This is a genomic window from Rugosibacter aromaticivorans, assembly GCF_000934545.1.
Classification (GTDB): Bacteria; Pseudomonadota; Gammaproteobacteria; order Burkholderiales; family Rhodocyclaceae; genus Rugosibacter; species Rugosibacter aromaticivorans.
Genome location: NZ_CP010554.1, coordinates 1,075,386 through 1,097,293, shown reverse-complemented (window position 1 = coordinate 1,097,293; position 21,908 = coordinate 1,075,386). Strand labels below are relative to the sequence as shown.

The window sequence follows — 21,908 nt, the reverse complement described above, 5'->3', positions numbered from 1 at the left end:
CAGAATAGGTCATTATCGCACAACCGGCCTGCCTGAACTAGCCGGAACACCATGCCAGACCAGGCAAAACCCGATGAGCGCCAACAGGGCAGACACGCTAAATGTCATTGCCGGGCCAGCGCTTTCCCACAACGCGCCAGCAAGCAACCCGCCGGTTAATCCACCAATGCCATAAGCCACACTGCCATAAATCGCCTGCGCCCTGGCCTGCTGGCCCGAAGAAAACCAACGATTAAGCGCCGCCATGGTCGCCACGTGGTGCGCGCCAAAAGTGGCGCCATGCAGACATTGTGCAAAAAATAGCACACTCAAACTATCCACCTGCCAGCCGATTAACATAAAGCGCAGAACAGCCAAAGCAAAACAAGCCAGCAGCAGGTGGCGTAACGAGACCCGCTGCGCGATGCGCGGCATCAGCAGAAATACAATAATTTCGGCTAGCACACCCAGCGTCCAGAGCAAACCCACAACCGTTTTGCCATAGCCATGTGCCACCAGATGAATCGAATAAAAAACATACAAGACACCGTGTGCAGCAATCATGAATAATCCGGCGACCAGCAAAAACACCACCTTCGGTTGACTCAACACCATCCGCAGGGAAGACGCTGTGTGGATTGCCCCAGGAACCGCTTCTTTCAGCAATAAAGCGCTGACGACGGTGCCTGAAAGCAACGCCCAGCCAACCCACAGCAACAGGGTTATCGGCAGGATATCCAGCAGCCACCCCATACCCAGCACAGCGAAAATGAATCCTACTGAACCCCATAGCCGGATGCGCCCATAACGCTCCGGATGATCCGTCAGATGCGCTAACGTCAGTGCCTCAACCAACGGCAGGGATGCACTCCAGAAAAAATGTAGTACGGTCAGACTCAGCAATAAGCCAAGAAAATCCTGCGTCAAAAAAACCGCAGAAAAACTGGCCAACGCGGCCCCGGTTGACATGACCACTATTTTTACCCGCTGCCCCGCATGGTCTGCCAGCCAGCCCCAGAACAGGGGTGCCACAAGACGGATCATTTGACCCAAAGACATCAATACCGCAATGCGCCCGGCAGACATCGCGAGGGACTGCAAATACAGACTGAAATAGGGCTGAAAGACACCAACAAAGGCAAAGTACCAAAAGTACCATGCTGACAGGCGGCGAGCTTGATTCATAGGCACGCTCGCAGACCTTTCGCCCGCGATGCTTGATCAAATTTACGCTGATTTGTGACCAGCCTGCGCCGGAATTTTTGGCGTCGGACAACTGACATCCGCACATTGCGCACGGTGATGCAAAGCGGCATTGATTAATACGAGGGCGAGCATCGCTTCGGCAATGGGAGTCGCGCGAATGCCCACACACGGGTCGTGACGACCATGCGTTTCAACCATGACGGGTTGCCCTGCAAGGTCAATTGATCGGCGGGGCAAACGCAGGCTGGAAGTTGGTTTGACCGCCATATTCACAAGCACATCCTGGCCGGTCGAAATGCCGCCTAAAACGCCGCCCGCATGATTGGTGAGAAAGCCATCGGGCGTTAGCTCGTCCCCATGCTGGCTGCCCTTTTGCGTCACGACGTCAAAACCTGCGCCGATCTCTACGGCTTTCACCGCATTGATGCCCATCATGGCATACGCAATGTCAGCGTCCAGACGACCATAGACAGGGTCTCCCCAACCCACGGGCACACCACGTGCAATCACGGTGATTTTCGCACCCACCGAATCGCCCGACTTGCGTAAAGCGTCCATGTAACTTTCCAATTGCGGCACGATGGCCGCGTTCGGCGCAAAAAACGGATTGCCATCAATGGCTGTTTCGTCTTGCCAGGGAATTTCAATGTCACCTAATTGCGCCATCCAGCCGCGCACACTGACACCATAACGCTGCAACAACCATTTACGCGCAACAGCCCCGGCAGCAACCCGCACCGCAGTTTCGCGCGCCGACGAACGGCCGCCGCCACGATAGTCGCGAATACCGTATTTTTGCCAATAGGTGTAATCAGCATGGCCGGGGCGAAAGGTTGTAGCGATATTGCCGTAATCCTTGCTGCGCTGATCTTCATTGCGAATCAACAAGGCGATCGGCGTTCCCGTGGTACGCCCCTCGAACACACCGGACAGTATCTCCACCGTATCCGATTCACGACGTTGCGTGACGTGGCGCGACATCCCCGGCTTACGACGATCCAACTCCACCTGGATGTCAGCCGCAGTAATTTCAAGGCCTGGCGGGCAGCCGTCGATCACACAACCCAGCGCGGGGCCATGCGATTCACCAAAAGAAGTGACGCAGAAAAGGGAACCAAAACTATTGCCGGACATGATTTATAAATGGCCTTGAAAGCACGCAAATGACTGGGAAATATTGCGACCAAGTCTACCATGCGCACTGCCGCCGTATTGCCAGCGCCGACTTTTAAAACTCGCTATCCCTGATCCTTGAGTGCGCGGCGCAAAATCTTACCCACATTGGATTTTGGTAATTCACTCCGAAACTCAATCTGATGTGGCACCTTGTATGCCACCAGTGTTTTGCGGCAATGACTGATAAGCTCCTCAGCCGTCAACGCCGCGTCACGTTTAACCACAAATGCTTTAACAGCCTCGCCAGAATGTCCATCCGGCACACCAATGACAGCCACTTCTCTCACCCCGGGGTGGAGGGCAAGTACATCCTCGACTTCATTTGGAAACACCTTAAAACCAGAGACCACAATCAAATCTTTTTTGCGATCCACAATACGCACAAAACCTTTGGCATCCACCATCGCAATATCGCCGGTCCGTAAAAATCCATCGGGCATCATGACTTTTGCAGTTTCTTCCGGTTGCCGCCAATAACCTGCCATCACTTGCGGACCGCTGACGCAAAGCTCACCTGCCTCACCTAATGGCAGATCATTTCCGGCATCGTCGCGAATCGCAATATCGGTTGAAGGCAATGGCAAACCGATGGAGCCATTAAACTCGGCAAGATTAAGCGGATTGATGCTTACCGCGGGCGAGGTTTCCGTCAATCCGTAGGCCTCAATCAACGCAACCCTGGTCGTCGCCTGCCAGCGCACTGCGACTGATTTTTGTACCGCCATGCCACCGCCTAGTGCTATGCGCAAGTGACTGAAATCGAGTTGGGCAAATTTGGGGGAATCAAGCAAGGCGTTGAACAGCGTATTGACGCCAGTTAACGCAGTGAATTTGTATTTTGCCAAGGTATCGACAAAGCCCGCTATATCACGCGGGTTGGTGATCAACACATTGGCCGCGCCCAGCGCCACAAATGTCAGGCAATTCGCCGTTAAAGCGAACACGTGATACAGCGGTAAAGCCGTAATGACAATCTGTGGCCCTTCGCCAAGGTAGGGCTTGATCCAAGCCTTTGCCTGCAGAAGATTCGCCACCAAATTACGCTGCGTTAGCATCGCGCCTTTGGAAACCCCCGTGGTGCCACCCGTATATTGAAGAAAGGCAATATCGCCATGCGCAAGCGGCACAGGCACTGGCGCTGGCTGAACGTCAGCCCCTTTGCGCAACGCGGCAGGCAGACTGACAGCACCCGGCAACGTCCATGCGGGAACCATTTTCTTTATATGCTTGACGGCAAAATTGATGGCCCACCCCTTGATGGGGCCCAGCAGATCTCCCAACTGCGTCGTCAGAATATGCTTGACCGGTGTACGGGCAACAGCATCTTGCAGCACATGGGCGAAATTTTCGAGAATAACGATGGTTTGGGCATCCGCATCCTTGAGCTGATGTTCAAGCTCAGCGGCGGTGTACAACGGGTTGCAATTAACGACAACGCACCCCGCTCGCAGCACCCCGAACAAACACACGGGGTATTGCAGAACATTCGGCATCATCAGGACAACGCGATCGCCTTTTTTTAGCCCCAGAACCCCTTGCAGGTAAGCCGCAAAATCACGTGACATGCGATCCAGCTGCGTATAGCTAATGCCTTTACCCATACAGATAAAGGCTGTACGCTGGCCATATAGACGCACACTTTCATCCAGAACATCAATGAGTGATGCGTAGGCATTAGCATCAATTTCCGCAGGAACCCCGGCGGGATAGCTTTTCAGCCAGATTCTCTCCATTGCCGTCTCCTTTTGGGCAAAGAGTCTAGGCCAAAGTCAATCAGTTTTTTCTTCGGGCCAGTTACGAATATAAGCTTTCAGCATTTTATTTTCGAAACTTTGCTCTTCGAGCACCGCTTTTGCCACATCATGGAATGAGACGACACCCATCAGCGTATCCTCTTCCATGACGGGCAGATAACGTTGATGATGCTCGACCATCACGCGGCGCAATTCGTCCATTTCCATTTCAGGGCTGGCGCAAAAGGGTTTGGCAACCATCACTTTGGCGACGGCCACATCCTGCCACTCTCCACCATGCGCATGCACAGCATTCAGTACTTCGCGAAATGTCAGCATGCCGGCCATTTTCCCCTGTGCAAAACACACCAGGGAACCAACATCCTGCTCGGTCATGATGGCAATTGCCTCAACCAGAGGTCGCTCAGGCGAAATGGTGTAGAGCACAGCGCCCTTAATCGCAAGAATTTCCTTAACTTGCATGCTTACCCCTCCTCCAGAAGACTACTTTTTTAAGTCGCGGCTTATGCACGCCAGGTTAGCGCTCCAGCTTTGAAAGCTTGCCCGGCACTTTCAACCATTCATCCGCGTCTGCTGGCGGCTCCTTGCGCTGCGTGATAACAGGCCATATTTTCGCCAGCTCTGCATTGATTTGTACCAATTTCACCTGATCTGCAGGAACATCATCTTCGGCGAAAATCGCTTCTGCAGGGCATTCAGCAACACACAGTGTGCAATCGATGCACTCATCTGGATCGATCACCAGAAAGTTGGGGCCTTCATGAAAGCAATCTACCGGGCAAACATCCACGCAATCGGTATATTTACATTTGATACACGCTTCGGTTACTACATAGGTCATAATGAACACTCCAGTCTAAGTGATAAATGTATCACTGAGCGGTATCTTTGGCACAGAGAGAAAGTTATTCAGGGCAGTTTTTTTGCTGGCATTGCTGTTAACATTATGGCTCGCATTCCTACCGCGGCTTGTTTTAAAAAACCTACCTGCAAACTGCCAGGGCTCATTTTACCCTTTCGCTTATTTGCAGCGGGCAGACCACCAAATTATTATCAGATATCCGAGGATTTTCCATGAGCGAACACATCATTCACGTCACCGATAGTACCTTTAAAAGCGAAGTACTGGACTCCACTGTGCCAACGCTGGTTGATTTTTGGGCCGAGTGGTGCGGCCCCTGCAAAATGATTGCGCCTATTCTCGAAGATGCGGCAAAAGACTATGCAGGCAAGTTGCGCATCGCTAAGATCAACATCGACGATAACCCCAAGACACCCGGAGAATTTGGAATTCGCGGTATTCCTACCCTGTTGTTGTTCAAGGGGGGATCGATGGAAGCGCAAAAAGTCGGTGCCCTATCCAAATCTCAACTGACAGCATTTATTGACAACCATCTCTGACCTCGCTACATTGCGCCCTGCGGCTTGTTTTTTGGCCGCACCTTAGCGTAGCACCCCGGCCATTTCCCCAATGGCGTCTGGGCATCAACGCACTCACCCCCCACGCACTTACCTCCCCTCCTCGATTTCTCCCCCATGTCGCAGCGCCCAGTGCTACGACCCTTACGCACTTTACGCAGGTAGTCCATGCACCTATCCGAACTCAAAGCCCTTCATGTCAGCCAACTGCTTGAGATGGCTGACGCCAACCACATTGAAAATGCCAATCGGTTTCGCAAGCAGGAGCTGATCTACGCCCTGCTAAAAAATCAGGCCGGTAAAAGCGAAGCAATTTTCGGGGATGGCGTGTTAGAAATTCTGCCCGATGGGTTTGGCTTTCTACGGTCGCCTGAATCATCCTACCTTGCTACACCAGACGACATCTATATTAGTCCCAGTCAGGTTCGTCGCTTCAATTTGCATTCGGGTGACACCATTGAAGGTGAGATTCGAACTCCCAAAGAAGGTGAGCGCTACTTTGCCTTGGTTAAGGTTGATCGCGTTAATGGCGAGTCCCCCGAGGTAGGTAAGCACAAAATCCTGTTCGAGAACCTGACCCCGCTTCACCCTACGGAACACATGCTCCTCGAGCGAGATATTCGTACTGAAGAGAATATTACGAGTCGTGTCATTGACATGATTGCACCCATCGGCAAAGGTCAGCGCGGACTGCTTGTGGCCAGTCCGAAAAGCGGTAAAACAGTGATGATGCAACACATTGCTCGCGCGATTACCGCCAATCATCCTGACGTGACTCTCATTGTTCTGCTGATCGACGAGCGTCCCGAAGAAGTCACCGAAATGACTCGCACCGTCAAAGGCGAGGTGATTGCCTCAACCTTCGATGAGCCTGCCACAAGACACGTACAAGTCGCCGAAATGGTCATCGAGAAAGCCAAGCGACTGGTTGAGCACAAGAAGGACGTGGTGATCCTGCTAGACTCCATCACCCGTCTGGCGCGCGCCTACAATACCGTACAACCCGCTTCAGGCAAGGTGCTCACAGGTGGCGTAGATGCTAATGCCCTGCAAAAGCCCAAACGTTTTTTTGGCGCCGCTCGCAATATCGAAGAAGGTGGATCGCTTACCATTATTGCCACCGCGCTGATCGAAACCGGCTCGCGCATGGATGATGTGATTTACGAAGAATTCAAGGGTACGGGCAATATGGAAATTCACCTTGATCGTCGTATGGCCGAAAAACGGGTTTATCCAGCCATCAATGTAAATCGCTCTGGCACCCGCCGCGAAGAACTGCTCCTGAAGCCTGACGTGCTGCAAAAAATGTGGGTTCTGCGCAAGCTTCTCTACAACATGGACGACATGGAAGCGATGGAGTTTCTCCTTGACAAGGTCAAAGCCACCAAAAACAACGGCGAATTTTTCGACGCTATGCGCAGAAGCTGATTGCACACATCAGAAAATTAACAGATAATACGGGCCCTTGCCGGTTCGCCAAATCCACGAACCGCACCGAATCAGTTAGACGCACGAAAGGACTATGCAATGAAAGAAGGCATCCACCCGAACTACACCGAGATTGAAGTCACGTGTAGTTGTGGAAACAAATTCAACACCCGCTCAACCAGCGGTAAAGCGCTGAACATTGAAGTCTGCTCGGTCTGCCATCCGTTCTATACCGGCAAACAGAAGATTGTCGATACCGCTGGCCGTGTGGAGCGCTTCCGTCAGAAATACGCTAGAACAGCAGCCTGATTACGCTGCTTCTTGGCTTGTTTAGAATAAAAGCAGCCGCTTGGCTGCTTTTTTATTTTCTGTCAGATAAGCTTATCGCATGCCCTTGACCACGTCACTTGACCCCACGACAACCCCGCCTATCAGTAAATGGGGGGTTATCGTCCTGTGCACTCTTTGGTTGTTAGCCGGCGCCCTTGGGCACGATCCATGGAAGCCCGACGATGCAATTAATCTTGGAGCAGCCTTTAGTATGGCGGGAAAGAGCTGGCAGACCTGGCTGGTTCCACATGTTGCCGGCGATCCCTGGCTAGCAAATCCACCACTTTATTACTGGCTGGCGGCGCTTTGCGGCCAGCTTTTTCAATGGCTGCTACCTTGGCATGATGCAGCAAGGCTCGCTACAACACTACTCGGCGCTGGCTTTCTTATCACCCTATCAACCAGCGTTCGCCATTTGGCTGGCCTAAGCGCTGCCCTCATCGCCCCCCTTTTAGCCATTGGCACGCTGGGCCTGCTGATACCCATACACGATGCTCAGCCTGCAATGGTCGGCGTCTTCGGGTTTTCCTTGGCGCTGCTTGGCCTTATTCAATGGCAAAAGACGACACTGGGTGGCGGTCTACTCTTTGGTGCGGGCGTGGGTGTCAGCTTTCTTGGTACAGGCCTTGACGCTGCACTCCTATCTATCGTGGCTGGCCTCCTCACGCTTTTGCATCCGGCATGGCGTCAGCGTGGCAGCCTTATCGCCGTGCTCGCCGCGATAGCGGTTGCACTTGTCTTGATACTGCCATGGCCGTGGTTGCTTAACGAACGGGCTCCCGTATTATTTGGTCGCTGGTGGGCGATCGAGAAGTCCAGCATCGTGCCACAGGCTGGATTTACCCATGCTCACTTTAAGCTGCTGATGTGGGCCAGCTGGCCGTTGCTTCCGTTGGCGGCATGGCAGGTGTGGCTGGAACGTCGCCGTTTGTGGTTGCCACAAATGGCACTCCCGCTGATGGCAAGCCTTGTTTCCTTATGGATATTTTTTCTTGGCAGTCCCCGCCCAACCAGCTTACTACCGGCTTTAGTGCCTCTTGGCATGCTCGCCGCCATGGGTGCTGGTCGGTTACGACGCGGCGCAGCCAATGCATTCGACTGGTTTGGCATGGTCACCTTTTCGCTGATGAACACCCTCATCTGGCTCGGTGCCATCGCCTTATTGACAGGCACTCCGGCGAAAATTGCTAAAAACTTCACAAAACCTGCGCCGGGCTTTATTGCACACACCCCACTCATAATAATTGTGCTAGCGATTCTCGTCACTCTGGGCTGGCTCGTATTCACACTACGCCTGCGCCGCTCGCCTTGGCGCGCTGCCACGCGTTGGAGCATTGGCTGGGCAACTGTCTGGCTATTAATTACCGCGCTGTGGCTACCATGGATCGATTACGGTAAAAGTTACCGTCTTGTCAGCGCCGACTTTTCGCAGCGCCTTGGCAAAAACCCAGGCTGCATTGCCCGGCGCAACCTGGGGTTAGCCCAACGCGCCTCACTGGATTATTTCAACGGGATACGCACGACTAGTGGCGACAATGCAAAAAACTGCCGCTACCTGATTACCCAAGCCACACCACAAGCGGAAAAATCGCTGCCTAACTGGAAACTACTGCTGGAAACCTCGCGCCCCGGCGATAAAAGCGAGCGGTTGCGACTCTACCGTCGCAACTAAAGTCTCAAAAAATTTTCACGGTAATACTTGAGCTCATCAATCGACTCAAGCACATCCGCCAACGCCTCGTGGCGGCCGTGCTTTTTCAGGCCCTTTGCCAACGCCGGCTTCCAGCGCCTGCATAACTCTTTAAGCGTTGATACATCAAGATTGCGATAGTGAAACCACTCTTCCAGCTTGGGCATATAGCGCGCCATAAAGCGACGATCCTGACAAATTGAATTACCGCACATAGGCGAGGTGCGTATCGGTACATGACGACGGACAAACTCCAGGGCTTGTTGTTCGACATCCGCATCGTTCATGATCGATGCCTTGACCCGATCCATCAGCCCTGATCGGCTATGGGTATTGCGGTTCCACTCATCCATGCCATTGAGCACCTCATCAGGTTGATGCACGACCCACGTCGGTGCCTCGGCAATGACCTCCAGATTCGAGTTGGTAATGACCATCGCTAACTCGATGATCCGATCACTGTCCGGATTAAGTCCGGTCATTTCCATATCCAGCCAGACAAGTGCGTTTTGATCCTGCGCCATAAATATTCCTATAAAAATTGCCAGAGAAAACAGAGCTGTTTATTATTATCCTGACGATCGAACGTAAAAATACAAATCAACCACTGAACATCACCCATGCCTACGCAACCAAGCGGCTAGTTGCGAGACATTATCAGCGCAGAAAAGCGGTGCTTCGGCTTCCAACATCGGCCGTGGGTGCGCACCATAAGTCACCCCCAAGCCATGGGTTCGGGCATTTTTCGCCATCTGCAAATCGTGCGTCGTATCACCAATCATGAGCGTAGTCGCAGGCGCAACATCGAAAGCCTCGATTAGCTCCTCCAACATTTGTGGATGGGGCTTGGAATAGCACTCATCGGCACAGCGTGTGATGCGGAAATACCTACCCAGGCCACTCACTTCAAGCGCACGATTCAACCCGTTGCGCGATTTACCTGTAGCCACCGCTAACTGAAACCCTGTGTTTGACAGCTCTTTGATCAGTTCAGCAGCTCCGGGGAAAAGAAGCAACTCATGATCCCGCGCCAAATAGTGATAACGATAACGTTCAGCAACTTCGTTATAACGCTCAGGCGGCAAGCCCGGCATGGCATAGCGCAGTGCATCAATCAACCCAAGCCCGATAATATGACGGGCACGTTCATCCGATGGTTCAGCAATGCCAAGATCGCGCGCAGCTGCCTGGATAGACGCAGCAATCATTCCCGTCGAATCCAGCAAAGTGCCATCCCAGTCAAACACAATCAGTTGAAAATTAGCCATGCTTAAGCCTTTTTTGCCTCGTTTCGTTTTTCATAACGCGTCAATTGCTCAACAAAATTCTGTAACTCCGTTGGCAGGGGTAATGTCAGCGCCAGCGGATCGCCACTGAGGGGATGCAGTAAATCTAACCGTGCAGCATGCAAAAACATCCGTTTAAGCCCCGTTTTTTGTAAAGTACGATTCAATGAAAAGTCACCGTACTTATCATCACCCGCGATCGGAAAGCCCAAATGCGCCAAATGAACGCGAATCTGGTGGGTACGGCCTGTCTTTAGTTCCACCTCGACCAAGCTAAAGTTTTCCCATTGCGTCTGCAAGCGAACAATCGAATGAGACACTTTACCCGCCGGATCAACACTCACACGCCGCTCGCCTTCTGCCGTCAAATATTTGAGCAAAGATAAGCGCACATGCTGCAATTCATTGCGCCAGACACCGTTGACGAGCGCCAGATATCGCTTGGCAATCCCCCCTTCGCGGAATTGGTCGTGCAATCGTGTCAGCGCCTGACGTTTTTTGGCAACGATTAGCAAACCTGACGTCTCGCGATCCAGACGATGTGCCAATTCAAGAAGCTTTGCCTGCGGGCGAGCGCGCCGCAGCTGCTCAATCACTCCGAAGCTGACACCACTCCCTCCGTGAACGGCAACCCCGGCGGGCTTATTCACAATAATCAGCGCTTCGTCTTCATACACAATATCAAATTCACGCGCCGGAACCTGCGTCTGATCAGGCATCTTAGCCACACGAATCGGAGGGACACGTAGCACGTCCCCCACCTTAAGACGATACTCAACCTCAACCCGCCCTTTATTTACCCGCACCTCACCACTACGCAAAATGCGATAAATGTGGCTTTTGGGCACTCCCTTAGCAATATGCAGGAGAAAGTTGTCAATGCGCTGGCCTTCTGCCTCATCTCCTACCTCAAGCCAGGTCACTGAATCTTTGCTTAAGTCCTTCATTTGCAATATACTCATCCTTGGTTAGCCATTCTGAAATGGCGTGCCTAACGACCCGAAGTGGCGTTAGAGGCGCGGTTTCTGGATGCGGTCATTCTTGGCGTATTCACTGCAATCGATGATTCGGTGAAATAGCGCCGGTGACATGAGCATGCAGTGCCGTCGATGTTATTTCGGCAGCGGCATCGCCCCGGCCGACCACGGGGGGTTTTGCTCACCCGACACAAAGAGCGAATACTACTTGATTGCGCGTCACATACGCACAGATGGGCACAGATTGCCGGACGCTGATTGTAATCAGCGGACGCTTTTTAAAGACAAGTCTTACGAAGTCATACATTTTGTTTGCCAAACTATTGGCCAAACTATTTGCCAAATTCAACCGAGGAACGATGATTCTGCCACCCCGATTGCAAACCCGACTCGCACTGATGGTGCTCTAACACCGACAGTAAAGACTTGCTGTGCCCTCCTGCCTGTGTAGCGCGTGGGAGAAAATATAAATATGAAACGCATGCTTTTTAATGCGACGCAGGCTGAGGAACTCCGCGTCGCGATTGTGGATGGTCAAAAACTCATTGACCTGGACATCGAATCAGCCTCGAAAGAACAACGCAAAAGTAACATCTACAAGGCCGTTATCACGCGCCTCGAGCCTAGCCTTGAAGCCGCTTTTGTTGAATATGGCGCAGAGCGGCATGGCTTTTTGCCGTTCAAGGAGATTTCTCGCAGCTACTTCAAGCCAGGGGTCGATGTCGGCAAAGCGCGCATCCAAGACGTTCTCTCCGTTGGGCAAGAACTCATTGTTCAAGTTGAAAAAGATGAACGTGGCAATAAAGGCGCCGCCCTCACTACGTATATTTCGCTCGCCGGTCGTTATCTTGTTTTGATGCCGAACAATCCTCGTGGTGGCGGTGTTTCTCGCCGCATTGAGGGAGAAGATCGGCAAGAACTCCGCGACGTCATGGATCAGCTGGAAGTTCCCAGCGGGACAAGCTTGATCGCCCGCACCGCAGGCATCGGCCGTTCTCTTGAAGAGCTGCAATGGGATTTGAACTATCTGCTGCAACTCTGGAACGCGATTGATGGTGCTGCTAAAGCACAAAGTGGTGTCTTCTTGATTTATCAAGAGTCGAGTCTCGTCATTCGTGCTATTCGCGATTATTTTCATGCCGAGATTGGCGAAATTCTCATCGATACCGACGATGTGTTTGAACAAGCACAACAGTTCATGTCACATGTCATGCCAGGCAATGTCTCCCGCGTAAAACGCTACCAGGATGACGTACCGCTGTTTTCGCGGTTCCAGATTGAGCATCAAATCGAATCAGCCTATTCGCGTCAGGTCACGCTCCCTTCTGGCGGTGCCATCGTGATCGATCACACGGAAGCGCTGGTGTCCGTTGACGTTAACTCTGGCCGCTCCACCAAGGGTAGTGATATCGAAGAAACAGCACTGCGTACCAACTGCGAAGCCGCTGACGAAATTGCACGTCAGCTTCGCTTGCGCGATTTAGGCGGGCTGATTGTCATCGACTTCATTGATATGGAAGCCGCGAAAAACCAACGCGAAGTTGAAAACCGTCTGCGTGATGCGTTACATCACGACCGTGCCCGCGTGCAAACAGGCAAAATCAGCCGCTTTGGCTTGCTCGAACTCTCTCGTCAGCGCTTGCGTCCAGCCTTGGCTGAAACCAGCTATATCACCTGCCCACGTTGCACTGGCACCGGCCATATTCGTAGCACTGAATCAGCCGCACTCCACATTTTGCGCATTCTTGAAGAAGAATCTATGAAAGACAATACCGGCGCCTTGCACTGCCAGGTTCCGGTTGATGTAGGCACCTTTTTACTGAATGAAAAACGCATAGATATCTCGCACATTGAATCCCGTCACCGCGTCAATCTGGTCATCGTTCCCAATCGCCACCTGGAAACACCTGCGCACGAAATCGTGCGTGTGCGGCATGACCAACTTAATAGCGAAGGCCCCGGCAATGTGGCCAGCTATCAGATGGCTACGCGCCCGCTCGAAGAAGCTTATCAAACGCCTTCCGCCCAAGCTGAGGTCAAGCCAGCCAAAATTGAGGCTGCTGTTCGCGGGATTACCCCCAGCCAACCAGCGCCGATTGTAGATTCTTCGCGCCCTGCAAAAGCGGCTACCCCCTCGGCTAGCCTGTTCAGCAAAATAGCGGCTTTCTTTTTTGGTGAGAAAAAAGTAGTAACACCTGCGCCAAAATCAGAAGATGCCAATGCACAACGCTCACGCAGTAACAACCGCAACCGGAATCGCGATGGAAACCGTGATCGCACATCCCGCGCAGAAGGTCAGCCGGCAAATGGCGAACGTAAAGCCCGCCCACAAGGCCAACAAGGCTCGCAAAGCCGTCGTGATGAAGCACCCGCACAGGATGTAAGCAACAACCGCAATAAACCCGCTGTGCCTAAGGAAATGAGAGAGCCTCGGGAGTCCAAAGAAGCACGCGAGCCGCGTGAACCACGGCAACCACGCCCTCCGCGCAACACATCGGCTGAGTCACCAAGCGAAAGCGCCGTATCACCAGCGCCGACTTTTGCTGAAGCTGAAGCCAGCACCGCAGAAGGCACCGCACGCAGCGGGCGCAGAAATCGTGGCCGCAGCCGAGGACGCAGTGATCGCGCTGACCGTGGCAACCGCAGCGAAGATGGACTATCGGCCGCCATTGATAGCAATCACACCGCAAGCAATGACACCGATGAAACGGAAAACATCAGTACAGCGACTAACACAGTAGATACCACGCCAATGCAAGTGCAAGTGCTTGCGCCGACGCCGATTGCCTATTCGACATCACAGCCTGCCGTGGCAGAGCCTCTGCCAACTGCCATCGCGCCCGTGACTGAAATTTCTGCTGCGGCTATCCCCCCTGTGCATTCGCCAAACGTAGTGATTGACGTGCAGCCTACCGCCTCACTCGAAGAAGCACCTTCTGCGGTGAAGGCGCCGGCCTCCACGACAGATTTTTCGGATACGCTACAGCAAGCGGGGTTAATCTTGATCCAGACGTCGCAGACCGCTCACTCTCCATCTGCATCGTTGATACCATCTCAACCACTCGGCCGCAAGCCAAAGCCGGCTCAAATTATTGTTGACGAGCCTTTACAGATGATAGAAACGAAACCTGACTGATCAGGCTCAATGATCAATCGCCTTGGGGGCTTAAAGCCCCCATTTTTTCGCCCCATGAAAATAGAAACATGAAGTCAAGTTCGTCAAAAAAGTTGACAAAAAACCCGCAAAGCTAGTAGCCATGCGGGTTTCATCGTTTTTACTGGCGGAGACGCAGTCCTACAAGCCATAGTCCGAGGTAATCCAAGCTGTTCCATAAACACCCTTGTTTTACAGTTACTTATGAATTGACTATTCCATATTATTCCGCCATAATCCGCCTGAATCCGCGTTTAAGGGTAAGCCCAAAGGTAACCCCAGAAGCGAACTTGAGAGGACGATATGGCGACCATCAAACTGCTATCAGCAAGGCAAGTGGACACCTTGGGAGAGGGTGTTCATAAAGACGGCGGCAACCTTTTCCTGCGCGTCAGGGGAGGGTCACGGGTGTGGGTTTTCAGATATAAGGCTGCTGGCAAACCTATCGTTATCGGCTTGGGTGCAACCAATGCCCGCTCACTGGCACAAGCGCGCGAATTAGCCGCCAAGATGCGCACGGAGATTGCCGACGGCAGAGACCCGGCATTACTGGTGCGCATTAAGAAAGACACCGCAGGAAAGACATTCAAGGATTGCGCGCTGGCGCTAATCGAGTCCAAGCGGACGGGCTGGCGCAATGCCAAGCATGCCGGGCAATGGGAAGCTACTTTGATGCAGTACGTCTATCCCGTCATAGGCGACAAGCTGCCCAAAGAGGTCACGCTAGCCGACGTGAAGTCGATTCTCTTGCCGATATGGGCAACCAAGACCGAAACCGCAACCCGCGTGCGGCAGCGTATCGAGGCGGTGCTGGATTATGCGGCCGTGCATGATGATGACCACGGCCGCAACAACCCGGCGCGCTGGCGTGGCGTTTTAGACAAGGTGCTACCGTTACCAAACAAGGTGGCAACTGTTACACACTTTGCCGCTGCACCTTATGCCGACGTTCCGGGCATCATGGCTGCATTGCGGCAAAAGGACGTAATGTCCGCCTATTGCCTGAGGTTCACCATCCTGACCGCTGCCCGTTCCGGCGAAGCACGCGGCGCGCTATGGGCGGACATTGATCAAAAAAACGCCGTGTGGGTTATTCCAGCGTCAAGGATGAAGGCAGGCCGTGAACATCGCGTGCCATTGTGCGCGGAAGCGCTGGAAATACTCACCAAGATGCAAAGCTGGCGCATGAATGAAGCTGAGCGGGTTTTCCCCGGCGGACGCGGTGGCCTGCTGTCAGACGTGGCGATCAACAAGATGCTGCACAGTATCGCCAAAGATGTAACCGTGCATGGGTTCCGTTCCGCTTTTCGCCAGTGGGGTGCTGAGCAAACATCATTCCCCGGTGCAACACTGGAACTTGCCCTAGCGCACGTCAATAAAGACAAGGTAGAGGCCGCTTATCAGCGTAGTGATCTGTTCGAGCGGCGGGTGGAATTGATGGCCGCATGGGGCAGGTATTGCGCCAATGCCAGCAATATCGTGCAACTGGCGACGGGCAAGGCAGCCTAAGCGGAAAAGGCATGATTACGACTGCGTGCAATCCCACTGCAAACCACTTTACGTTTAACGTCATGCGTTATATGATGCGTCCATGACTATCCGCTCTTTCCGATGTGCCGACACACTGGCGCTTTATGAAGGCCGCAAGCCGAAGCGTTTTCGTAATATCGAAGCCGTTGCCGAACGCAAGCTGCAAATGCTGGATGATGCTGTTGAATTGCGAGACTTGGCATCGCCACCCGGCAACCGGCTGGAAGCATTGGGCGGCAACCGGCAGGGGCAACATAGCATCCGCATCAATAACCAATGGCGCGTGTGCTTTGTGTGGGCAGATAACGGTGCGGCGGATGTCGAGATTGTCGATTACCACTGAAAGGGAAAATTATGGCAACGAACAAGATGAGAGCAATACATCCCGGCGAAATTATCCGCGAGGAATATCTCGCCCCCTTGAACATGAGTCCGCATGCGCTGGCGATTGAGCTGCGCGTACCCGCAACACGCCTCAATGACATTGTGCGCGAACGCCGTGCCATAAGCCCGGATACCGCTTTGCGGCTGGCAAGATACTTCGGCACCACGGGGCAATTCTGGCTGAACCTGCAAGGCACGTTTGACCTGAAACAGGCAGAGAGCGAGCTAGGGCAACGGATCAATCAGGAAGTGAAGCCGTTAGAGGCGGCGTAAAGTTTAACCGCATCTAGCCTGAGGCTGTTGAAAAAAAATCAATAAATATCAAAGGTGGTCGGGGCGGCGTAAAGTTTAACCGCATCTAGCCTGAGGCTGATCCCCAAGGGCGAACACCGGGAAACCCTTGCCCGGCTGGTGCGGTTTCCGATTCAAGGGCGATGCAAAAGGGCGCGATAATGGATTTTCCTGCATATGTTCCGGCAGCAGTCCGGGCGCACATTACGACCCTGATCGAGAGCGATTCGTGGGAGCCTATGGAGTGGGAAAATCCCTAGTCAGTGCCGAACGCAACAAGGTGCGGGCCAGCTACAACCAAGGCGAATACATGGAAGAGCGGCGGGCCATGATGCAGCAATGTGCAGACCTGCCCGCCGAAATGGCGAAGAGTGAAAGCAAGGTGACACCGATTAAACAGGCGGCGGCATAAAGGAGGGTGGTCGTGGATGATCCTTATTCAAGCGTAGAAAATATGCTGCGTTGGCAAATTTCACTTGCTCGAAAATCTGTTTCCGAAAATCAAAAGCGATTGTCGGAAGTTGGCGAGATATACCCACTACCAAAGGTCAAACCCGGCAGCAATCCTCATGGGTTGCCCGATCAATGGGCATTCGGAACCCTGACGCCTCACCAGGTTAGCTTGCGGGGTGCGATGGACAAGCTGCAATGGGCAGAGCGTAAGGTGGACAAGGCAGAGGTGGCGTTGTCGGAGGGAAAATTGCCGGATGCGATTCACTGGATTATCGCTGCAAACCAGTCGATAAATTCCACCCTATCCTTTTGGCATAGTGGGGGTGCGATAACGATGTGGCGATATATCGAAAAATATCGCAAAGCGCAAACAGTCAAATCGCGGAGTAACAGGACAACTATTTTTCTGGGCTATGAAAACTATGAAAAATTCAGTATTGCTAAATTGGTTCGTGACTTGGCTGAGAAAACGGATCAGCTTGGCGATTACATTCCAGTAAAGGAATTATGGGGTGAGCTAATCAATTTGCTTGTTGATAAGGAGACTGAACCAATTGAAACGTGGCACGAAAAGGATGGACTCGTTGTGGAATTCATTTCACGTTATGAAGGTGTTGAGGAAGTTCGTAGCAGCTACAAGTTCACCTCATTTAAGGCGGCCGTGTCCAAGCATCGCAGAAAGTTAACTTAGCCGGGCTAAGAAAATTCCATTCGTAGGATGCGCCTGTCGGCAATTACCGGCCTTAATTAGACAGGAGCAATCCACAATGAACCAACTACCTGAAACCGGCTTTCTTCGATTGCCGCAAATTATTGGCGATGCCAAGCGCGGCATTGTCCCAATAATCCCTGTTAAAAAATCCTGCTGGTGGGATGGCGTCAAGTCTGGCCGATTCCCAAAGCCGGTAAAACTCGGTGCGCGTGTAACCGCGTGGCGAGTGGAGGATATTCGCGCCCTGATTGCTTCGGCATAAGGGGGCGGATATGTTCAATAAACAAAAAGGCCGCAGCGTCGGGAACCGTGCGACCTATAAGACTACTACTCACAAGTATTTTAACCCCGTTGCATCGCGCTTGAAAGCACTGATTGTGTATCTCGCAGTATGGGGGATGATCAACCCTAGCCTTGCAACCTGGCTAATCCAACGCGGAGGGCTGAAAGATGCATAACGATATTCAGCGTATCCGCGAATCACTTCAATTCGTTCCGGCCAGTGACCGCGAAACATGGCTACGCATGGGCATGGCGATCAAGTCCGAGCTTGGCGATGCGGGCTTTGACGTGTGGGACGCATGGAGCATGCAAGCGGATTCCTACGATACCAGCGATGCGCGGGACGTGTGGAAGAGCATTCGCAGTGCGGGCAAGGTGACGGCGGGAACGTTGTTCCATGAAGCCAAGGCACACGGCTGGCGCGATGATGGCACTTATCAAAAACCGACACCCGAAGAGTTGGCCGAGCGGCGGCGTAGCGCGGCTGCACGGACAGCGAAGGAAGAAGCCCGGATAACCCGCGAACAGGCTAAAGCAAAAACCAAAGCAGAAACGATCCTGCAGGCGGCAACGCCCGCACCGGACGATCATCCGTATCTTGTCGACAAAGACATCAAAGCCCACGGTGCAAGACTTTATAGAGACGCGCTCGTTTTACCGATTAGGGGCGCTGGTCATTTGCAAAGTCTGCAATTTATCGCGGCGGATGGCGTCAAGAAATATTTGACCGGCGGTAAAATTAAGGGAGGGTATTTCAGCATAGGCAAGCCTAACGGCATTGTCTGCATTGCCGAAGGCTTTGCCACGGGTGCAAGCATCCATGAGGCAACCGGGCGCGCCGTGGCAGTGGCCTTTAATGCGGGTAACTTGTTGCCAGTGGCCAAGGCGCTGCGGGAGAAATTCCCTGACCTGCGGTTAATTCTCTGCGGTGATACGGATAAAAGCGGCACCGGGCAAAAGGCAGCAACCGAAGCCGCGCAAGCTATCGGCGGTCTGGTGGCGATTCCACAATTCACGGCGGAAGAATTGGCTGCTGAAAAACCGCCTTCGGATTGGAATGATTACGCCAGATTGCGCGGGCTGGAAGCGGTGCGGCTGGCGATTGATGCCGCTGAAATTAGCAAATTAGCAAAATTAGCAGACACCCCAAAAGCTGAAAGGCCGGAACCTGAACCACTGCGCGCACCCTTGCCACCGGGTGAACCCTATCCAGTGGCTGCATTAGGCGATGTATTAGGGAACGCTGCGCAGGTAATCCACGAAGTTGTCAAAGCCCCTTTGGCTATGTGCTGTCAAAGCGTATTAGCCGCTGCATCGCTGGCAGCGCAGGCACACTATGACATTAAATTACCATGGGGAGAGCGCAAGCCCTTGTCGTTATTCTTGCTCACCGTAGGGGAATCAGGTGAACGCAAAAGCGGGGTTGACGATCTGGTGCTAGGCGCGGCCAAGGCGCAAGAGCGTGCCGATATGGCAACCTATGCCGAAGATCAAAAGGATTACGAAGCGGCGCTGGCAGCATGGATGCAGGCAACAGAATCAGCACGCAAGGCAGCTACAGGCGGCAAGAAAGGCACGGCAACTGCGCAAGAGATACATAACGCCGTAGATCAATGCGGTGAAAAGCCGACCGCACCCATAGCCCCGCTACGCTTTGTGACTGATCCCACGGTGGAAGGCCTTTATAAATTGCTGGTGACCGGACAACCCAGCGTCGCCTTATTCAGTGATGAAGGCGGCTTGTTGATCGGTGGCCATGCGCTCAATTCCGATAACGCCTTAAAAACAATGGCGCGCTGGTGCAAGTTATGGGATGGCTCACCGTTTGACCGTGTGAGGGCCGGTGACGGCGCGGGCATTCTGTACGGCAGAAGGATGGCGCTGCATCAACTGGCGCAACCGGACGTCATGACTACGCTGCTATCTGACCGGATGGCGAACGGTCAGGGGTTTCTTGCGCGGTGTTTGGTGGCGTGGCCTGAATCGACAATCAGCACGCGCATGATTGACGGCTTCGAGTGGGCGGGTGATCGGCATGAAGTCAAACGCCTGTTTGCTGTACTCAAGCAGCTATTTGAAGTCGCGCCGCGCACCGATGGTTCAATTCAAGAGCTGGACCCGGTGGAGCTGCCCTTATCGGATGATGCCAAGGCGCTGGCCGTGCTGGCACAAAACCAGTTTGAGGCATTGATGGCGAAAGGTGCTGATCTATCTGAGCTTAAGGATAGAACATCCAAAGCGCTAGAAAACGCGTGCCGCATCGCTGGCGTGCTCACGGTGATCAAACAGGGTTTGTCTGCCCGTGTAATCGAGTCTGAGGCGCTTGAGCGTGCGCTGATTCTTGTGCAGTGGTATCTCGCTGAAGCATTACGCATACGCGGTGCGGCGGCTATCCCACAGTCTGTGAGCGATGCCGAGCAGCTATCGAAGTGGCTACAGGAAAGAGGCCTGCGGCTGTTTAGGTCAAGGCAGGTGCTTACCAGTGGGCCAAGTCAGTTGCGTAACAAACAACGGCTGCTATCAGCAATCAAGGAGCTGGTGAATTGCGGCTACTTGGCAGAAAACGACCCCGGCACGGTGATTGATGGCGTCAGTGCACGAACATCATGGGAGGTGATTCACTATGTGGTTTAACCCGGCTCAACTCATAAAAACAGCAAAACCACTACCTGCTACTTTTGCTACTTCTGCTACTTTCTCAATTGAACCTAGCCAAAACCGCACCAAAAGTATCAAAGTAGCAAAAGTAGCAACTAGCCCGAGTGCAAAAATCAGCGTGCAAGAAAAAGTCGGCGCTGACGATACGGCGGCAATCTGGCGCGTGACCTATCCAGACGGCCGCACGGCTGAAGTGCATTGCACACCGTCTGCAACGCTGACACAGATCCTGGAAACCCGACCGGGCGCAATGGCTGAACTACTGGAACCGGTAACGCCACGAACACCCGCACCGATGACGGGCGATGATGAAAAGCTAATCCGTGCATGGCTGGCACTGATTAAGGAAACCGACCCGGCGACCATTGCCGAAGTGATAGGCCAGTGCCAGCAAGATGCAGAGGCGCGGGACTACTTCACCGGGCGGGCGGCGGTGGAACTGATTCAGAAAGGGGGTGAATGATGGCAACTAAAGCGAAGAAACCGGCGACACCAGAAGCCGAGAAATACCCGCGAAAAATGATTACCTGCCAGTCCGGGGCGAGTATCGACGAACAAGGGCGCAGCTACGCAAAGCTAATCACGTCGGCGGAACTGGCGGCGTATCGCGTCATAGGGATGATGCAACCGAAGAATCTAGCGGATGAAATCGACACCCCTACATTATTGGCGACCTTGCGCGACCAAGCGGCGGCGGTACAAAGCGGTGATCTGTCCCATGCCGAGGCGATGCTGATAAATCAGGCATCGTCACTGCAAGCCTTGTTTGTGCGGCTTTCCGAGCGGGCAATGGAGCAGAACCATATGCCAAGCCTTGAGGGCTTCATGAGGATGGCGCTGCGGGCGCAATCGCAATGCCGGGCAACGCTGGAAACGCTGGCCGCGATCAAGAACCCGCCCGTTATCTATGCCAAGCAAGCGAATGTGACAACCGGGCCGCAACAGATCAACAACGGCACGGCGACACCATCGCAAGCGCGGCAAATCGAAAGCGAGCAATCCCAACTATCAGGGGGAACCCATGAGCTACTACCGGACACCCGAACATCGCAAGCTGAGAGCCGAGTTAATCCGGCGCTGGAAACCTTGGGAGAAATCAACCGGGCCGAAGTCCCCCGAGGGTAAGGCGCGATCCGCAATGAGAGGCTTCAAGGGCGGACACCGGACGGTGCTGAAAGAGGTACGGCAGATACTGCGGG

22 protein-coding genes are annotated in these 21,908 nt (G+C 53.4%); 14 read left to right on the top strand and 8 right to left on the bottom strand.

Annotation, left to right across the window (positions count from 1 at the left end; genetic code table 11):
• Positions 1 to 12 precede the first annotated feature (12 nt).
• The 5 genes from PG1C_RS05545 to fdxA form a co-directional block, all read right to left on the bottom strand.
• Positions 13 to 1,164, bottom strand: coding sequence for an MFS transporter (locus PG1C_RS05545; RefSeq protein WP_202636405.1), 1,152 nt, complete (start codon positions 1,162 to 1,164; stop codon positions 13 to 15).
• A gap of 42 nt (positions 1,165 to 1,206) precedes the next feature.
• Entirely contained in the window at positions 1,207 to 2,319 is a 1,113-nt protein-coding gene (aroC, locus tag PG1C_RS05540) for a chorismate synthase (RefSeq protein WP_202636404.1), read from the bottom strand.
• Positions 2,320 to 2,423: 104 nt separating this feature from the next.
• Complete coding sequence (locus PG1C_RS05535) at positions 2,424 to 4,094, bottom strand: AMP-binding protein (RefSeq protein ID WP_202636403.1); 1,671 nt, start codon at positions 4,092 to 4,094, stop codon at positions 2,424 to 2,426.
• A 36-nt stretch (positions 4,095 to 4,130) separates the two neighbouring features.
• A complete protein-coding gene (locus tag PG1C_RS05530) occupies positions 4,131 to 4,577 on the bottom strand; it encodes a CBS domain-containing protein (RefSeq protein WP_202636402.1) in 447 nt (148 codons plus the stop codon).
• A 55-nt stretch (positions 4,578 to 4,632) separates the two neighbouring features.
• A complete protein-coding gene (fdxA, locus tag PG1C_RS05525; protein WP_202636401.1) occupies positions 4,633 to 4,956 on the bottom strand; it encodes a ferredoxin FdxA in 324 nt (107 codons plus the stop codon).
• Positions 4,957 to 5,189: 233 nt separating this feature from the next.
• Between fdxA and trxA the strand changes: the two genes are divergently transcribed.
• The 4 genes from trxA to PG1C_RS05505 all read left to right on the top strand — a co-directional run bounded on the left by trxA (position 5,190) and on the right by PG1C_RS05505 (position 8,964).
• A complete protein-coding gene (trxA, locus tag PG1C_RS05520; RefSeq protein ID WP_202636400.1) occupies positions 5,190 to 5,516 on the top strand; it encodes a thioredoxin TrxA in 327 nt (108 codons plus the stop codon).
• A 186-nt stretch (positions 5,517 to 5,702) separates the two neighbouring features.
• Positions 5,703 to 6,962, top strand: coding sequence for a transcription termination factor Rho (gene rho, locus PG1C_RS05515; protein ID WP_202636399.1), 1,260 nt, complete (start codon positions 5,703 to 5,705; stop codon positions 6,960 to 6,962).
• Positions 6,963 to 7,061: 99 nt separating this feature from the next.
• Positions 7,062 to 7,271, top strand: coding sequence for a 50S ribosomal protein L31 (gene rpmE, locus PG1C_RS05510; protein ID WP_202636398.1), 210 nt, complete (start codon positions 7,062 to 7,064; stop codon positions 7,269 to 7,271).
• Between the two features lie 232 nt (positions 7,272 to 7,503).
• Entirely contained in the window at positions 7,504 to 8,964 is a 1,461-nt protein-coding gene (locus tag PG1C_RS05505; protein WP_202636397.1) for an ArnT family glycosyltransferase, read from the top strand.
• Here PG1C_RS05505 and orn read toward each other — a convergent pair.
• From orn to PG1C_RS05490, 3 genes are all read right to left on the bottom strand, one after another.
• Positions 8,961 to 9,506 (bottom strand): oligoribonuclease, encoded by a 546-nt coding sequence (orn, locus tag PG1C_RS05500; RefSeq protein WP_202636396.1) that lies wholly within the window; start codon positions 9,504 to 9,506, stop codon positions 8,961 to 8,963. The two genes, PG1C_RS05505 and orn, sit on opposite strands and share 4 nt — an antisense overlap.
• A 90-nt stretch (positions 9,507 to 9,596) precedes the next feature.
• Positions 9,597 to 10,250 carry an HAD-IA family hydrolase gene (locus PG1C_RS05495; protein ID WP_202636395.1) on the bottom strand — a complete coding sequence of 218 codons (654 nt, stop codon included), beginning with the start codon at positions 10,248 to 10,250 and terminating at the stop codon, positions 9,597 to 9,599.
• A gap of 2 nt (positions 10,251 to 10,252) precedes the next feature.
• On the bottom strand, positions 10,253 to 11,215 hold the full coding sequence (locus PG1C_RS05490; RefSeq protein ID WP_237218300.1) for an RluA family pseudouridine synthase: 963 nt from the start codon (positions 11,213 to 11,215) through the stop codon (positions 10,253 to 10,255).
• A gap of 502 nt (positions 11,216 to 11,717) precedes the next feature.
• On the opposite strand from PG1C_RS05490, the gene PG1C_RS05485 reads away from it, so the two are divergent.
• The 10 genes from PG1C_RS05485 (at position 11,718) to PG1C_RS05440 (ending at position 21,834) form a co-directional block, all read left to right on the top strand.
• Entirely contained in the window at positions 11,718 to 14,381 is a 2,664-nt protein-coding gene (locus tag PG1C_RS05485) for an Rne/Rng family ribonuclease (protein ID WP_202636393.1), read from the top strand.
• A 321-nt stretch (positions 14,382 to 14,702) separates the two neighbouring features.
• Positions 14,703 to 15,908: a tyrosine-type recombinase/integrase gene (locus PG1C_RS05480; RefSeq protein ID WP_202636392.1), complete on the top strand. Its 1,206-nt coding sequence runs from the start codon at positions 14,703 to 14,705 to the stop codon at positions 15,906 to 15,908.
• An 82-nt stretch (positions 15,909 to 15,990) separates the two neighbouring features.
• Complete coding sequence (locus PG1C_RS05475; protein WP_202636391.1) at positions 15,991 to 16,272, top strand: type II toxin-antitoxin system RelE/ParE family toxin; 282 nt, start codon at positions 15,991 to 15,993, stop codon at positions 16,270 to 16,272.
• Positions 16,273 to 16,298: 26 nt separating this feature from the next.
• On the top strand, positions 16,299 to 16,586 hold the full coding sequence (locus PG1C_RS05470) for a HigA family addiction module antitoxin (RefSeq protein WP_237218299.1): 288 nt from the start codon (positions 16,299 to 16,301) through the stop codon (positions 16,584 to 16,586).
• A 262-nt stretch (positions 16,587 to 16,848) separates the two neighbouring features.
• On the top strand, positions 16,849 to 17,016 hold the full coding sequence (locus PG1C_RS05465; protein WP_202636389.1) for a hypothetical protein: 168 nt from the start codon (positions 16,849 to 16,851) through the stop codon (positions 17,014 to 17,016).
• A 12-nt stretch (positions 17,017 to 17,028) separates the two neighbouring features.
• Positions 17,029 to 17,748, top strand: a complete 720-nt coding sequence (locus tag PG1C_RS05460; protein ID WP_202636388.1) for a hypothetical protein — start codon at positions 17,029 to 17,031, stop codon at positions 17,746 to 17,748.
• Positions 17,749 to 17,824: 76 nt separating this feature from the next.
• On the top strand, positions 17,825 to 18,031 hold the full coding sequence (locus tag PG1C_RS05455) for a helix-turn-helix transcriptional regulator (RefSeq protein ID WP_202636387.1): 207 nt from the start codon (positions 17,825 to 17,827) through the stop codon (positions 18,029 to 18,031).
• A 188-nt stretch (positions 18,032 to 18,219) separates the two neighbouring features.
• On the top strand, positions 18,220 to 20,685 hold the full coding sequence (locus PG1C_RS05450) for a DUF3987 domain-containing protein (protein WP_202636386.1): 2,466 nt from the start codon (positions 18,220 to 18,222) through the stop codon (positions 20,683 to 20,685).
• 142 nt (positions 20,686 to 20,827) lie between these two features.
• Entirely contained in the window at positions 20,828 to 21,172 is a 345-nt protein-coding gene (locus tag PG1C_RS05445; protein ID WP_202636385.1) for a ubiquitin family protein, read from the top strand.
• A complete protein-coding gene (locus PG1C_RS05440) occupies positions 21,169 to 21,834 on the top strand; it encodes a hypothetical protein (RefSeq protein WP_202636384.1) in 666 nt (221 codons plus the stop codon). The genes PG1C_RS05445 and PG1C_RS05440 overlap by 4 nt, the downstream gene beginning before the upstream one ends.
• The last annotated feature ends 74 nt before the right edge of the window (positions 21,835 to 21,908 follow it).